The 13,564-nt window shown below is 68.8% G+C and carries 13 protein-coding genes; 5 read left to right on the top strand and 8 right to left on the bottom strand.

All coding sequences use genetic code 11. The annotated features are described in order from the left end of the window. Positions 1-123: 123 nt before the first annotated feature. The gene (locus tag AC0662_RS30670) at positions 124-1,410 is read right to left on the bottom strand and encodes a citrate synthase (protein WP_478304987.1); all 1,287 of its coding nucleotides are present in this window, start codon (positions 1,408-1,410) and stop codon (positions 124-126) included. A 275-nt stretch (positions 1,411-1,685) separates the two neighbouring features. Between AC0662_RS30670 and rplM the strand changes: the two genes are divergently transcribed. The 3 genes from rplM to glmM all read left to right on the top strand — a co-directional run bounded on the left by rplM (position 1,686) and on the right by glmM (position 4,040). Then, positions 1,686-2,129 carry a 50S ribosomal protein L13 gene (gene rplM, locus AC0662_RS30665; RefSeq protein ID WP_131286311.1) on the top strand — a complete coding sequence of 148 codons (444 nt, stop codon included), beginning with the start codon at positions 1,686-1,688 and terminating at the stop codon, positions 2,127-2,129. A gap of 83 nt (positions 2,130-2,212) precedes the next feature. Next, on the top strand, positions 2,213-2,686 hold the full coding sequence (gene rpsI, locus AC0662_RS30660; RefSeq protein ID WP_478304995.1) for a 30S ribosomal protein S9: 474 nt from the start codon (positions 2,213-2,215) through the stop codon (positions 2,684-2,686). Positions 2,687-2,693: 7 nt separating this feature from the next. After that, a complete protein-coding gene (gene glmM, locus AC0662_RS30655; RefSeq protein ID WP_478304985.1) occupies positions 2,694-4,040 on the top strand; it encodes a phosphoglucosamine mutase in 1,347 nt (448 codons plus the stop codon). 51 nt (positions 4,041-4,091) lie between these two features. On the opposite strand, the gene AC0662_RS30650 is transcribed toward glmM, so the two are convergent. The 6 genes from AC0662_RS30650 to AC0662_RS30625 all read right to left on the bottom strand — a co-directional run bounded on the left by AC0662_RS30650 (position 4,092) and on the right by AC0662_RS30625 (position 10,794). After that, the gene (locus tag AC0662_RS30650) at positions 4,092-4,892 is read right to left on the bottom strand and encodes an ABC transporter ATP-binding protein (protein WP_452203099.1); all 801 of its coding nucleotides are present in this window, start codon (positions 4,890-4,892) and stop codon (positions 4,092-4,094) included. Beyond that, entirely contained in the window at positions 4,889-5,773 is an 885-nt protein-coding gene (locus AC0662_RS30645) for an ABC transporter ATP-binding protein (RefSeq protein WP_478304983.1), read from the bottom strand. The genes AC0662_RS30650 and AC0662_RS30645 overlap by 4 nt, the downstream gene beginning before the upstream one ends. Continuing rightward, positions 5,770-6,702 (bottom strand): ABC transporter permease, encoded by a 933-nt coding sequence (locus AC0662_RS30640; protein WP_452203095.1) that lies wholly within the window; start codon positions 6,700-6,702, stop codon positions 5,770-5,772. The genes AC0662_RS30645 and AC0662_RS30640 overlap by 4 nt, the downstream gene beginning before the upstream one ends. Positions 6,703-6,717: 15 nt before the next feature. Further along, positions 6,718-7,707, bottom strand: coding sequence for an ABC transporter permease (locus AC0662_RS30635; RefSeq protein ID WP_478304981.1), 990 nt, complete (start codon positions 7,705-7,707; stop codon positions 6,718-6,720). Between the two features lie 13 nt (positions 7,708-7,720). Further along, positions 7,721-9,388, bottom strand: coding sequence for an ABC transporter substrate-binding protein (locus AC0662_RS30630; protein ID WP_452203091.1), 1,668 nt, complete (start codon positions 9,386-9,388; stop codon positions 7,721-7,723). Between the two features lie 197 nt (positions 9,389-9,585). Continuing rightward, positions 9,586-10,794, bottom strand: coding sequence for an ROK family transcriptional regulator (locus AC0662_RS30625; protein ID WP_452203089.1), 1,209 nt, complete (start codon positions 10,792-10,794; stop codon positions 9,586-9,588). Positions 10,795-10,867: 73 nt separating this feature from the next. Here AC0662_RS30625 and AC0662_RS30620 point away from each other — a divergent pair, with 73 nt between their 5' ends. Together AC0662_RS30620 and ilvY are read left to right on the top strand one after the other, a co-directional pair. Further along, complete coding sequence (locus AC0662_RS30620) at positions 10,868-11,719, top strand: LacI family DNA-binding transcriptional regulator (RefSeq protein WP_452203088.1); 852 nt, start codon at positions 10,868-10,870, stop codon at positions 11,717-11,719. A gap of 8 nt (positions 11,720-11,727) precedes the next feature. Continuing rightward, positions 11,728-12,576: an HTH-type transcriptional activator IlvY gene (ilvY, locus tag AC0662_RS30615; protein ID WP_452203086.1), complete on the top strand. Its 849-nt coding sequence runs from the start codon at positions 11,728-11,730 to the stop codon at positions 12,574-12,576. On the opposite strand, the gene AC0662_RS30610 is transcribed toward ilvY, so the two are convergent. Then, positions 12,488-13,564, bottom strand: coding sequence for a LacI family DNA-binding transcriptional regulator (locus AC0662_RS30610; protein WP_452203084.1), 1,077 nt, complete (start codon positions 13,562-13,564; stop codon positions 12,488-12,490). The genes ilvY and AC0662_RS30610 overlap by 89 nt on opposite strands.

Genomic DNA, 13,564 nt, shown 5'->3' with positions numbered 1-13,564 from the left:
CCACCAACCTCAACAGGCCGGCCAACTCCTCCGAAAACGACACGGTCCCCGCAACTCCTCAAATCGAGGTGTTGCGAGGACCGCATGAACCCGCCGATGGGCGGGGGCCGTTCGCGGATCAGGTCAGCGGTCGCCCATCGGGACGTACTGGACGCCGCGCTCGCCGGTGTAGATCTGCTTCGGCCGGGCGATCTTCTGGTCGCCGTCGCCGAGCATCTCCAGCCACTGCGCCAGCCAGCCGGAGGTCCGCGGGATCGCGAACAGCACGGTGAACATCTCCGGCGGGAACTGCAGCGCCTCGTAGATCAGGCCCGAGTAGAAGTCGACGTTCGGGTAGAGCTTGCGGGAGACGAAGTACTCGTCCTCCAGCGCGATCTTCTCCAGCTCGACGGCGATCTTCAGCAGCGGGTTGATCCCGGTCACCTCGAAGACGTCGTCGGCGGCCTTCTTGATGATCTTCGCCCGCGGATCGTAGTTCTTGTAGACCCGGTGGCCGAAGCCCATCAGCCGCTCTTCGCCGTTCTTCACGCCCTCGATGAACGACGGCACGTTCTCGATGCCGCCGATCCGGCGGAGCATCTTCAGCACCGCCTCGTTGGCGCCGCCGTGCAGCGGGCCGTAGAGGGCACCGATCCCGCCGGCCACCGCGGTGTACGGGTCGACCTGGGTCGAGCCGATCGCGCGGACCGCGTTCGTGGACGCGTTCTGCTCGTGGTCGGCGTGCAGGATGAACAGGATCTCCAGCGCGCGCACCAGCCGGTCGTCGGCGGCGTACTTCGGCTCGCTCATCTTGAACAGCATCGACAGGAAGTTCGCCGTGTAGCTGAGCTCGTTGTCCGGGTACACGTACGGCTTGCCCTGGGCGTGGCGGAACGCGAACGCGCCGAGCGTCGGCATCTTCGCGATCAGCCGCCGGATCTGCAGCGCCCGGGACTCCTCGTCGAAGATGTCGCGGGACTCCGGGTAGAACGTGGACAGCCCACCGACCGAGGCGAGCAGCATGCCCATCGGGTGCGCGTCGTACCGGAAGCCCTGCATGAACGTCTTCAGGTTCTCGTGCACGAACGTGTGATACGTCACGTCGTGCGCCCAGGCCTCGTACTCGGCCTTGTTCGGCAGCTTGCCGTTCACCAGGAGGTAGGCCACCTCGAGGTAGTTCGACTGCTCGGCGAGCTGCTCGATCGGGTAGCCGCGGTACTCCAGGATGCCCTTGTCGCCGTCGATGAAGGTGACGGAGGAGCGGCAGGACGCGGTGTTGACGAAGCCGGGGTCGTAGGTGGCCAGGCCACCGTCGCCGTCGGATGCGCTGATCTGCTTGAGGTCTGCGGCACGGATGGTGCCATCGGTGATGGCAAGGTCGAAGTCCTTGCCGGTCCGGTTGTCCCGGACGGTGAGCGACTGTTCGGTCACGATGCCCTCTTCGGAAGCTGGCGTCATCGCCTGGATGAATGAGGGTAGATCAGCCGGCGGGACGCGGGTCTGGACTGCAATCTTCACCGCTAAACTAGTGCGGTCCCCAGCTGCTTCCAAGCCGGGGTCCCCTCGGCGTGTGGGCTCACTTTGACCCGTACGTGCTACCGCCGGTATTCTGGGCTGCTGTTGTGCGTTCCAGGTCGATGCCGTGTCGGCTGACCGCTCGCCGACGTCCAGTTTGTTCAATCTCTGAGAAACGAAGGTCAACGACCGTGCGCACGTACAGCCCGAAGCCTGCTGACGTCACTCGTGAGTGGCACGTGATCGACGCCACCGACGTCACGCTCGGTCGGCTCGCCGTCCAGATCGCCACGCTGCTGCGTGGCAAGCACAAGCCGACGTTCGCGCCGCATGTCGACGGCGGAGACTTCGTCGTCGTCGTGAACGCCTCCAAGGTGGCCCTGTCCGGCACCAAGCGCACCGACAAGCTGGCGTACCGCCACTCGGGTCACCCGGGCGGTCTGACCGCGACGCCGATCGGTGAGATTCTCGACAAGGACCCGCGCAAGGCCGTCGAGAAGGCCGTCTGGGGCATGCTGCCGAAGAACCGCCTGAGCCGGAAGCTGCTCACCAAGCTGAAGGTGTACGCCGGTCCGGAGCACCCGCACACGGCACAGCAGCCGAAGCCGTTCGAGATCACCCAGATCGCTCAGTAAGCGATCGACGAGCCAGGTAAACGAGGATTCACAGCGTGAGCGACATCACCACCGAGACCGAGACGATCGACTCCGAGGTCCCTATGGACACCGAGGGCCCGGTCGCCTACACCTCCGAGACCAACCCGGCTCCGGAGCAGCGCGCCGAGACGGGGCGGGTCGCGGTCATCAACCCGGCCGGCGCCACTGGTCGCCGCAAGGAGGCCGTCGCCCGCGTGCGGATCGTCCCGGGCACCGGCAAGTGGAAGATCAACGGGAAGGACCTCGACGTCTACTTCCCGAACAAGGTCCACCAGCAGCACGTGAACGAGCCGTTCGTCGTCGCGGGCCTCGAGGGCTCGTACGACGTGATCGCCCGGATCAACGGTGGCGGCATCACCGGCCAGGCCGGTGCGCTGCAGCTCGGTGTGGCCCGCTGCCTGAACGCGGCGGACCTCGAGGCCAACCGCCCGGGTCTGAAGAAGGCCGGTCTGCTCACCCGCGACGCGCGGATCAAGGAGCGTAAGAAGGCCGGTCTCAAGAAGGCCCGTAAGGCGCCTCAGTACAGCAAGCGCTGATCACCTGATGGGGCGTTTGTTCGGCACGGACGGAGTCCGTGGCCTGGCGAACGTGGACCTGACCGCGGAGCTGGCGCTCGACCTCTCGGTCGCGGCAGCTCACGTACTCGGCGAGGCCGGTGCCTTCGAAGGGCACCGGCCACGCGCCGTTGTGGGCCGGGATCCTCGTGCCAGTGGTGAGTTCCTGGAAGCCGCCGTCGTGGCCGGTCTGGCCAGCGCCGGCGTCGACGTCGTCCGGCTCGGCGTACTGCCGACCCCGGCCGTCGCGTACCTGACCGGCTCGACCGGCGCCGACCTCGGCGTGATGCTGTCCGCCAGCCACAACCCGATGCCGGACAACGGCATCAAGTTCCTGGCCCGCGGCGGGATCAAGCTCGACGACGTGATCGAGGACGCCATCGAGGCCCGGATGGGCGAGGAGTGGCAGCGCCCGACCGGCGCGGCCGTCGGGCGGGTGACCGACGACGGGCAGGGGTTCGAGACCTACGTCTCGCACCTGCTCCGCTCCGCGCCGAACCGGTTCGACGGGTTGAAGGTCGTCATCGACTGCGCGAACGGTGCCGCCTCGCAGACCGCTCCGGAGGCGTTGCGCCGGCTCGGTGCCGAGGTGATCACGGTCGCCGCCGCACCCGACGGCCTGAACATCAACCTGAACTGCGGTTCGACCCACATCGAGGGTCTGCAGCGTGAGGTGATCGGCCACCGCGCCGACGTCGGCATCGCGCTCGACGGTGACGCGGACCGCTGCCTGGCGGTGGACGCGAACGGCGAGCTCGTCGACGGCGACCAGATCCTCGCGGTGCTGGCGCTGGCGATGCGGGACAGCGGCCGGTTGTCCAACGACACCGTGGTCGCGACCGTGATGAGCAACCTGGGCTTCGTGCAGGCGATGGTCCGCGAGCGGATCGCGGTCGAGCAGACCAAGGTCGGCGACCGGTACGTGCTGGAGGCCATGAAGGCCGGCGGCCACAAGCTCGGCGGTGAGCAGTCCGGGCACGTGATCCTGTCCGACCACGCCACCACCGGCGACGGCACGCTGACCGCGGTCAACCTGCTGGCCCGGGTGGCCCAGACGGGCAAGAGCCTGGCCGACCTGGCCGGTGCGATGACCCGCCTGCCGCAGGTCCTGGTCAACGTGAAGAACGTGGACAAGAACCGCGCGGGCACCGACCCGACGGTCCAGTCCGCGGTCGCCGAAGCCACCAACCGCCTCGGCGACACCGGCCGCGTGTTGCTGCGCCCGTCCGGCACCGAGCCGCTCGTCCGCGTGATGGTCGAAGCCGAGTCCTCGGACACGGCCGACGAGATCGCCCACTCGCTGGCCGACGTGGTTGCTTCCTCACTGAAGCTCTGACACCAACAAGTACGCCGGAGACCCACCAGGGCTCTCCGGCGTACTCGCGTCTCAGGGTCTGAGTTGCGCCAAGCGGCGTTCCGGGGCCGGCGCGGCCTCGGCGAGGAGCTGGGTGTATTCGTGCTGGGGGTTGAGGATCACGTCGTCGGCGGGGCCGTGTTCTACGACGGCGCCGTGGTAGAGCACCATGATCTCGTCGCTGAAGTGGCGGGCGGTGGCCAGGTCGTGGGTGATGTAGAGGACTCCGAGGTTCTCCTCGCGCTGCAGGGTCGCGAGCAGGTTGAGGACGCCGAGACGGATCGAGACGTCGAGCATCGAGACCGGTTCGTCGGCGACCAGGATCGCGGGCTCGGGCGCCAGCGCGCGGGCGATCGCGACGCGCTGCCGCTGACCACCTGACAGCTCGTGCGGCTTGCGGTGCACGAAGTCCTCGTCCAGCCGGACGCGCCGCAGCAGCTCCTGGACGCGGTCCGCGACCTGCGCGCGGGTGAACCCCGGGTGGTGCAGCTGCACCGGCCGGGCCAGGTGATGACCGATCGAGTGGTACGGGTTCAACGACGCGAACGGGTCCTGGAACACCATCTGCACGGCCTTCCGGTACGCCGCGGCGCGCGCACCGTGATACCGCATCGGCTCGCCGTCCACCAGGATCGCACCGGAGGTCGGCCGCTCGAGCTGCATCAGCAACTTGGCGATCGTCGACTTGCCCGACCCGGACTGGCCGACGAGCGCGATGGTGCGGCCCGGCGTCAGTTCGAAGCTGACCCGGTCGACGGCACGCAGCCGCGTACTGCGGAGCCCGTTGCGCAGGCGGTACTCCTTGACCACGTCGCGCATCTCCAGGACGCTCATCCGGCCTCCCTCTCCACGGCCTCGACGGTCTGTTCGGTCTCGTCCAGCGCGATGCCGCCGCTGCGCACGAAGCTTCCCCGATCGCCGGTCAGACTGGGGAACGACGACAGCAGGCGCCGGGTGTACGGGTGCTGCGGCTTCGTGTAGAGCGTCAGCGCGTCGTCCAGCTCGACGATCAGGCCGGCCCGCATGACCGCGATCCGGTCGCTGATCTCGAGCAGCAGCGGCAGGTCGTGGGTGATGAAGACGACGGCGAATCCCAGCTCCGACCGGAGCCGGGTGATCTCCCGGAGGATCTCCCGCTGGACGACGACGTCCAGCGCGGTGGTCGGCTCGTCCATGATCAGCACCTGCGGCTCGAGTGCGAGCGCCATCGCGATCATCACCCGTTGCCGCATCCCGCCGGACAGTTCGTGCGGGTAGGCGCGGAGCCGGTCGCGGTCGACGCCGACGCGTTCGAGCAGTCCGGCGCAGCGTTCGCGGCGCTCGGCCTTACCCAGTTCGGGCCGGTGCGTGAAGAACACGTCGTCGAGCTGCTCGGAGATCCGCAGTACCGGATTGAGGGAGTTCATCGCGCCCTGGAAGACCATCGCGATCTTGTCCCAGCGGAACGCGCGCAGGTCTTCTCCGGTCAGGCTCGACAGGTCGACGTCGTACCCCTCGCGGGACGAGAAGACGACGCGGCCGCCGGTGATCCGGGCCGGTGGTTTGAGCAGCTGGGTGATGCCGTACGCGAGGGTCGACTTCCCGCAGCCGCTCTCCCCGGCCAGGCCGAGGATCTCGCCGCGTTGCAGGGTGAGCGTGACGTCGCGGACGGCATGCACGGTCGTCTCGGCGAGGTAGTCGATACTCAGGTTCTCGATACTCAGCACAGGATTCACGACTGCACGCTCCACTTGTTGCGTTCGGCACGGGTCTGCGAGCGCAGCTTGGGGTTGATGATCTCGTCGATCGAGAAGTTGATCAGCGACAGTGCCGCGCCGAACAGCGCGATCGCCAGGCCCGGCGGTGCGAACCACCACCAGGCGCCGAGCCGGAGCGCGAGCCCGTTCTGGGCGTAGAACAGCATCGTGCCCCAGGTGAACGACCCGGACGCTCCGAGACCGAGGAACGACAGCCCCGCCTCGCCGAGGATCGCGAAGATCACCGCGAACACCACCTGGGAGGCGAGCAGCGGGATCAGGTTCGGCAGGATCTCGACGAGCAGGATCCGCCAGCGCTTCTCGCCGCTGATCCGGGCGGCGAGCACGTAGTCGCGACCGCGCACGCTGAGGGTGAACCCGCGCAGCACGCGGGCGGACCCGGCCCAGCTGGTGATCGCCAGTACGGCGGCCACCAGCCAGATCGACTTGTTCGGTACGTAGCTGGAGATCACGATCACCAGCGGCAGACCGGGGATGACCAGCATGATGTTGGTGAGCAGCGAGAACGCCTCGTCCACCCAGCCGCCGACGAACGCGCCGACGACACCGAAGAACGCGGACAGCAGCAGCGTGATCGCGCCGACCACGACGCCGATGATCAGTGAGCCGCGGGTCGCGTAGGCGAGCTGGGCGAAGACGTCCTGACCGCTCTGTGTGGTGCCGAGCACGAAGCCGTGGCCCGGCCCGGCCAGCCCGATGTCCCGGACCGTCGACGGGTTGCCGACGAGCAGCGGACCGAGCACACCGAACAGCACGATCAGTCCGGCGAGGGCCAGACCGACGGCGAGCTTGAGGGTCATCGGCGGCAGCTTGCGCCGCGCCGGTGCGATCGGCGACGGGCCGTCCGCGGTGGCTGCTTGCGCGGCCCCTTCAGTGGTGATTGCCATTCAGGTTCACCTCTCCTAGGACCGCGCGCGGGTGCGGGGATCGATGACGCCGTACAGGAGGTCGACGAGCAGGTTGGCGCCGAGGACGGCCAGGGTGATGATCAGGAAGACGCCCTGCATCAGCGCGTAGTCGTTGTTGCCGACGGCAAGCAACAGTGCGGAGCCGATCCCGGGATAGGTGAAGACGGCCTCGGTCACGATCGAACCGGCGACCACGAAACCGAGCGAGATCGCGAACCCCGAGATCGACGGCAGTACGGCGTTCCGGGCCACGTAGCGGGAGCGGATCCGGCGCGGGGTGAGACCTTTCGCCTCGGCGGTGACGACGAAGTCCTCGGACAGCGTCGACACCATCATGTTGCGCATCCCGAGCATCCAGCCGCCGATCGACGAGACCACGATGGTCAGCGCCGGCAGCGTGCCGTGATAGACGACCGACCGCGCGAACGGCAGGTTCCACCCGGGCGTCACCGAGTAGACGTCGTACCCGCCGTTGAGCGGGAAGACCGGCCAGCTGCTGCCGAGCAGGAAGAGCAGCAGCAGCGCGAGCCAGAAGTACGGCACCGACTGCAGCATCGTGGTGAGCGGGATCAGGCTGTCGATCCAGGAACCGCGCCGCCACCCGGCGGCGCGGCCCATCAGGACCCCGACCGCGAACGAGATCACGGTCGCGATGCCGATCAGGCCGACGGTCCAGGGCAGGGTCTGACCGATGACTTGCGACACCGGCATCGGGAAGTACGCGATCGACGTACCGAGGTTGCCGGAGGCGAGTTGGTGCAGGTACGTCGTGTACTGGTGCCACAGCGACGCGTCGGTGTCCGTCCCGAGTAGCGCCTGGATCGCCGCCCGGGTCGTCGGTGTGACCGGGCCCTTGGTCGCCAGCTTCGACAGCATCAGGTCGACCGGGTTCCCCGGCATCAGCCGGGGAATCAGGAAGTTCAGGGTCAGCGCCGCCCAGAGGGCGGCGACGTAGAAGGCGAGCTTCCGCAGCAGATAGCGCACGGCCGGCCCGCGCTCAGTTGGCGGGCTTGATCGTCTTGAGCACGATCCCGGCGTCCCACGCCTTCCAGGCCGCGGGCAGCACGTAGGTGTCGTCCTTGGTCGGCCAGCCGGTCGCGCGCGAGGTGTTGAACTCGGTCAGCATCGAGTTCACGTAGACCGGGATGTAGGGCAGCTGCTCCGCGATCACGGTCTGGATCTTGGCGTACTGCGCCTTCTGTACGGCCTTGTCCGTCGTACCGGCCGCGGTCGTGAGGGCCGCGTCGACCGTCGGGTCGGAGAACCGGGACTGGTTGCCGGCGCTGGCGGACTTGCCGACCGGCGCCGTGTTCGCGGTCGCAAGCTTGCTGTCGTAGGTGAAGTACGGGTTCGTCGACGCGCCCAGGCCGACGGAGTCGAGCGACAGCTGGAACTTGCCGTTGGTCTGCGCAGCGTTCCACTCGTTCCACGAGACCTGGCTCGGCTTGAGCTCGATGCCGACCGCAGACAGCTGCTGCTTCAGGGTGTCGTTGATCAGGATGTAGTCGCTCCAGCCGGTGACGGTCTGAACCGTCAGCGAGAGGCGCTTGCCGGCCTTGGCCCGGACGCCGTCACTGCCCTTCGTCCAGCCCGCCGCGTCGAGGAGCTTGTTCGCCTCGTCGGCGTCGGCGCTCTGCGGAAGCTTTCCGGAGCCGGCGTCGGCCATCCAGTCGTCGTCACGGCCGGGCAGCAGCAGGGTCGGCGAGCCGACACCCGCGACACCGCCACCGGCCAGCTTGCCGAGCTGTTCGCGGTTCATCGCCAGGTAGATCGCCTTGCGGACCGCCGGGTCGGTCTGCGGCCCGGTGCAGCCGAGGCCCGAGTTGGAGCACGTCACGATCACGGTCGTCATCGCGGGGGTGTTGACGTACGTCAGGTCCTTGTTGGTCTTCATGATGTTGTCGATCCCGGGCAGGTACGCGCTCGCCCAGTCGACCTTGCCCGCGACCAGGGCCGCACTGGCGGCGTCCGCCGACTGGACCGGCAGGTAGCGGACCTCCTTGATGGCCGGCTTGCCCGTCTCCCAGTACTGGTCGTTCTTCGTCAGCACGTAGCTCTGCGGCGTGAACGACTTCAGCTTGAACGGGCCGGTGCCGACCGGGTTCTCGTTCAGGTTCGTCGTCGGGTCCTTGATGTCCTTCCAGATGTGCTCCGGCACGATCGCCTGGTTGGCGAGTACGGCGGGCTCCTGCATCAGGGACTTGGACTTGAAGGTGAGCACGGCGGTGTCGTCCGCGGTGGCCTTGGCCGTGGCGGCGAGACCCGACGGGTTCAGGGCGGGCGTCGTCGCGACCAGGTTGAACGTGTAGGCCACGTCCTTGGCGGTGAACGGCTGGCCGTCGTTCCACTTCACGCCCTGGCGGAGCTTGATGGTGAGCTCGGTGCCGGCCGGGTTCCAGGAGTACCCGGTGGCCAGCACCGGCGTCGGCTCGGACTGCTTCGCGAAGTTGTACCAGTACAGCGGCTCGTAGATGACGCCCAGCGTCGGCTGCAGCGCCGTCGAGCTGAACGGGTTGAAGTTCTTGGCGGTGATGTCGCCGGCCGCGACCGTGATGGAGGCGTCCTTCGCGGCGGCCTGGGTGCCGCCGGTGGCGGCGCCGGAGCAGGCGCCGAGCAGCAGGGCGGTCGTGGTCGCCGCGGCCGCGGCGCTCACCAGGCGCCGCACCCTCGTACGGTTCGTGGGATTCCGGAGCATAGATCGGTCCTTTCCGGGATGGTCCGCACCAACGCGGTCCTTGGAACGCGTCACCCGGCACCCGGCCAGGGAAGCTGGCGGTAACTTAGTTGGACTAATAAACTTGGCGCAAGGGCTGACGAGGGTAACGATTCGACAGCGGAGGGTGCGAAGTCCTCCGCGGAGTCCTACGCCGAGACGGCGCGGTCGGAGCGCAACATCAGCAGCGCGGCGCCGATCGCGGCGGCGTCGTGACCGCGTTCGTCGAGGACCACCTCGGGGGCCACGCTGCGCCCGAAGGCGGAGCTCATGATCCGTTCCTGCAGGATCGGCAGGTAGATCGTCCCGGCGACGGCGAAGGCCGGCCCGGTCAGCACCAGCAGCTGGACGTCGTACATGTTGGTGATCGTCTGGGCGCCGAGCGCCAGCCACGCGGCGGAGTCGCGGATGATCGCCTCGGCGCGGGAGTCCCCGGTCAGCGCGAGCCGCGCGATCGCAGCGAACGCCGCCACCCCGGTACGCCGGTCCGCGCCGAGGTCGAGCCCCGCCGCACGGGCCTTGGCGACGACTGTGGCGGGACCGGCGACCGCCTCCAGGCAGCCGGTGCTGCCGCACCAGCACTGCGGACCGCCGATCTGGACGCAGATGTGCCCGACCTCGCCGGCGTTGCCGTGCGCGCCCTGGTAGACGTTGCCGTTCAGCCGCAGGCCCGAGCCGATCCCCTCGCTCATGAACAGCGCGGCCATCACCGACACGTCGTGGCTGGTGGTGAGCCGGGTGCCCGCGGCGGCCGCGGTCGCGTCGTTCTCCAGTAGTGTCGGCAGGCCGAGGCACTCCTCGAGGCGGCGGTGGATCGGGAAGCCGACCCACTGCGTCATCGACGGCGGCGCCGAGGTCACTCCGCGGTTGCGGATCAGCGGTCCGGGGCAGACGAAGCCGACGCCGAGGACCAGCGAGGAGTCGACGCCGGAACGCTCGATCAGCTCGGTGGTCTCGGCCGCGATCCGTCGCACGACCGTCTCCGGGTCGCTCTCCTCACCCGGACCGTGCCGGCGCCAGCGGGCCACCACGCTGCCGGCGTAGTCGACCAGCACGTAGGTCAGGCTGTCGTTGCTGAGATGGACGCCGACGACGTACCGGGCCGCGGCCCTGATCTGCAGCATCGTGCGCGGCTTGCCGCCGGTGGACGTGCCGCGGCCGGCCTCGGCGACCAGGCCGTCGTCGATCAGCCGGCGGACGAGCGCGGTCACCGACGGCGCGGTGAGGCCGGTGATCTGGGTCAGCTCGACCCGGCTGAGTGTGCCTGCCGAGCGGATGCTGTCCACAATGAGGGCGCGACTGTTCGTCGGCGCCGGGTCGTACCCCGGGGACGGCGACGGGTCGCTGACCTGCTGCATCGGGACATCCGCAATCTGTCGGGTTAGTTAGGTCTGTGAATATAGTGGGCACGGTGGCCTTGGAGGGCAGTGTATGCGGGAGCGAATCGCCGGTCTGGTGCTGGCACGGCCCGGACGGTTGCTCGGGATGGAACCCTTCATGGCCGATGTCGTGCAGGGCATCGAGGAGGTCTTCGCCGGACGGCACTGCAGCCTGCTGATCGAGTTCGCGGCCGATATCGCCGGTGAGATCGAGATCTGGCGGCGCTGGGTGGCCAACGACCACGTCGACGGCATCGTGCTGGTGGACCTCCGGACCACGGATCCGCGGCTGGCCGAGGCTGAGCGCCTGAAGGTGCCGACCGTGCTGCTGGGCGGACCGGAGCTGCAGGCGCCGATCACCAACGTGCTGGTCGACAACGCCGAGGGCGCCCGCGCGGCCGTCCGGGCGCTCGCGGACCTCGGGCACCACGACATCGCCCGGATCAGCGGTCCGCGCGACATGCTGCACTGCCAGGCGCGCGACGACGCGTTCCTGCGGACGTGTGCCGAGCGCGAGGTGCACGGCCGGGTCATCGAGGGCGACTACTCCGAGGACGCCGGGCGGGAGGCGACGCGGCAGTTGCTCACCGGCGGCCAGGTGCCGACCGCGATCGTCTACGACAACGACCTGATGGCGATCGGCGGCCTCGCCGTGGCGAAGGAGCTCGGGGTCGAGATCCCGGAACGGCTGTCGGTCATCGCCTGGGACGACACGGCAGTGGCCCGGCTCGCCCATCCGCCGCTGAGCGTGGTGACCGTCGACGTGCACGGTCTCGGTACGGTCGTCGGCGAGGCGATCCTCGCGGTCATGGACGGCGGCGACGTGACGACGTACCACGTGCCGAAGCCGACGATCCGGCTCGCGCAGTCGACTGCGGTGAACCTGCAGCAGAACGGAAGGTAGCGCCGGAGGTGAGCACCGAGCATCGGGAGCTGGAGCTCTTCCTGCATCTGGCGCGCACGTTGAACTACGGGCGCACCAGTTTGGAGTGTCATGTGAGCGCGGCGACGCTGACTCGGACCATCCAGCGGTTGGAGACCCGGGTCGGCGGACAGCTGCTCGATCGTGGGCCGCGGGGCGTCGTACTGACGGCTGAGGGGCGGCGGTTCACGACGTACGCCGAGCAGGCGCTGGAGCTGTGGGCGGACTATCGCGCCGGGTCCGCCGAGCCGGGTGGGCTGAGCGGGGAGCTGCGGATCTTCGCGACCGTCACCGCGTGCCAGACCTTGGTGCCCGAGCTGCTCGCGCCGTTGCGGGCGGCGCATCCGCAGATCCGGCTGGACATCCGCACGGGTGATGCCGCCGCCGCGCTGGCGCGTCTCGACGAGGGTGAGGTGGACGCGGCGGTCGCCGGCATCCCACGTCGCCTGCCGCAGAGCATGGTCACGCGCACCGTCGCCGTCACGGATCTCGTCCTGGTGCGAGCCCGCTCGGGCGATGCCGAGATGCCGTACGTCGTACCCGCCCGCGGGCTCGTCCGCGAGGCGGCGTACCGCTGGTTCCGGAAGACCGGGGTGAAGCCGGCGATCGCCGCGGAACCCACCGGTCACGAGGCGCTGCTCGCCCTGGTGGCGTTGGGATGTGGGACCGGTGTCGTGCCGCGGCTGGTTCTCGAATCGTCGGCGGTGCGCGATCAGCTCGTCGAGGTGCCGGCCGATCTGGACCCGCTGACTATCGGTCTTTGCGTGCGCCGCGCCGACTTGCACCGCCCGCTGGTCGCCGCTTTGTGGAACCTGACGAGCGGGGCGGACCGACAGTAGCGCCCGGGAAGAGCTTGGCGGGGACCAGTTGCGGCGGCAGCGGGTCGTCGCCCTCGAGTTGGCGCAGCAATGCCTCGGTACCCAGCTGGCCGAGTTCGGGGCCGGGGGTGCGCATCATGGTGAGCTCGGGTTCGGTCATGGCCGCGGTCTCGGGGACCATCAGCAGGGACAGGACCGACAGGTCGCCCGGAACGTCGTGGCCGGCGCGCTTGAGGCCTGAGACGACACCGAGCGCGGCGTACTCGTTCAGGACCAGGACCGCTGTCGTCTCGGGATGCTCGGCCAGCAACTGATCCGCGGCGGCCTTGCCGGCCTGGGTGGTGTCGGAGCAGGGCAGGATCACCACCGGAAGCCCGTACGACGCGGCGACGCGGCGGTACGCATCCTCGGTCCGGACCCAGGGGCCGTACGCGTGGAACCGCGGATCGTTCAGATCCCCGGAGATCAACGCGAGCTGACGATGCCCGTGGTCGTACAGGTGCTTGACCGCGTCCTCGACCGTCGTGTCGAAGTCGATGTCCACATGCGACAACCCGTCGAGCTCCGTCGTCCGGCCGATCAACGCGAACGGTGTGCCCGACTCCCGCAGTACGTCGACGCGCGGGTCGTCCAGCTGCACCTCCATCAGGACGACGCCGTCGACCAGGCCCTGTCCGAGCAGCTCACGCAGCTCGACTCCGTCGTTCCCGACCGGCCAGAGCACCAGGTGGTAGTCCTGTTTGCGGGCCGCTTCGGCCGCGCTGGTGAAGAACTCCGCGGTCGACATCCCGAACCGGTGCTCGAGCGCCGGGTACGCCATCGCGACGATGTGGGTACGCCGGCTCGCCAGCGCCCGGGCGACGACGTTCCGCCGGTACCCGAGCTCGGCCATCGCCTGCTCGATCCGCGCTCTGGTGCCGGCCGTCACGGGTTTCGTGTCGTTCAGCAGGAACGAGACGGTCGCGATCGAAACCCCCGCGCGCTGAGCGACGTCACGCATCGTGACCAT

The organism is Kribbella sp. NPDC043289, from assembly GCF_056436705.1.
This window is presented reverse-complemented; position numbering and strand designations above follow the sequence as displayed.

What these genes read in the sequence shown, in the direction of transcription:
- rpsI (WP_478304995.1), top strand. Translation starts at nt 2,213, where the DNA reads ATGGACACCGAGGGCCCGGTCGCCTACACCTCCGAGACCAACCCGGCT.
- glmM (WP_478304985.1), top strand. Translation starts at nt 2,694, where the DNA reads ATGGGGCGTTTGTTCGGCACGGACGGAGTCCGTGGCCTGGCGAACGTG.
- AC0662_RS30650 (WP_452203099.1), bottom strand. Translation starts at nt 4,892, where the DNA reads ATGAGCGTCCTGGAGATGCGCGACGTGGTCAAGGAGTACCGCCTGCGC.
- AC0662_RS30640 (WP_452203095.1), bottom strand. Translation starts at nt 6,702, where the DNA reads ATGGCAATCACCACTGAAGGGGCCGCGCAAGCAGCCACCGCGGACGGC.
- AC0662_RS30625 (WP_452203089.1), bottom strand. Translation starts at nt 10,794, where the DNA reads ATGCAGCAGGTCAGCGACCCGTCGCCGTCCCCGGGGTACGACCCGGCG.
- AC0662_RS30620 (WP_452203088.1), top strand. Translation starts at nt 10,868, where the DNA reads ATGCGGGAGCGAATCGCCGGTCTGGTGCTGGCACGGCCCGGACGGTTG.
- AC0662_RS30610 (WP_452203084.1), bottom strand. Translation starts at nt 13,564, where the DNA reads ATGGTCACGATGCGTGACGTCGCTCAGCGCGCGGGGGTTTCGATCGCG.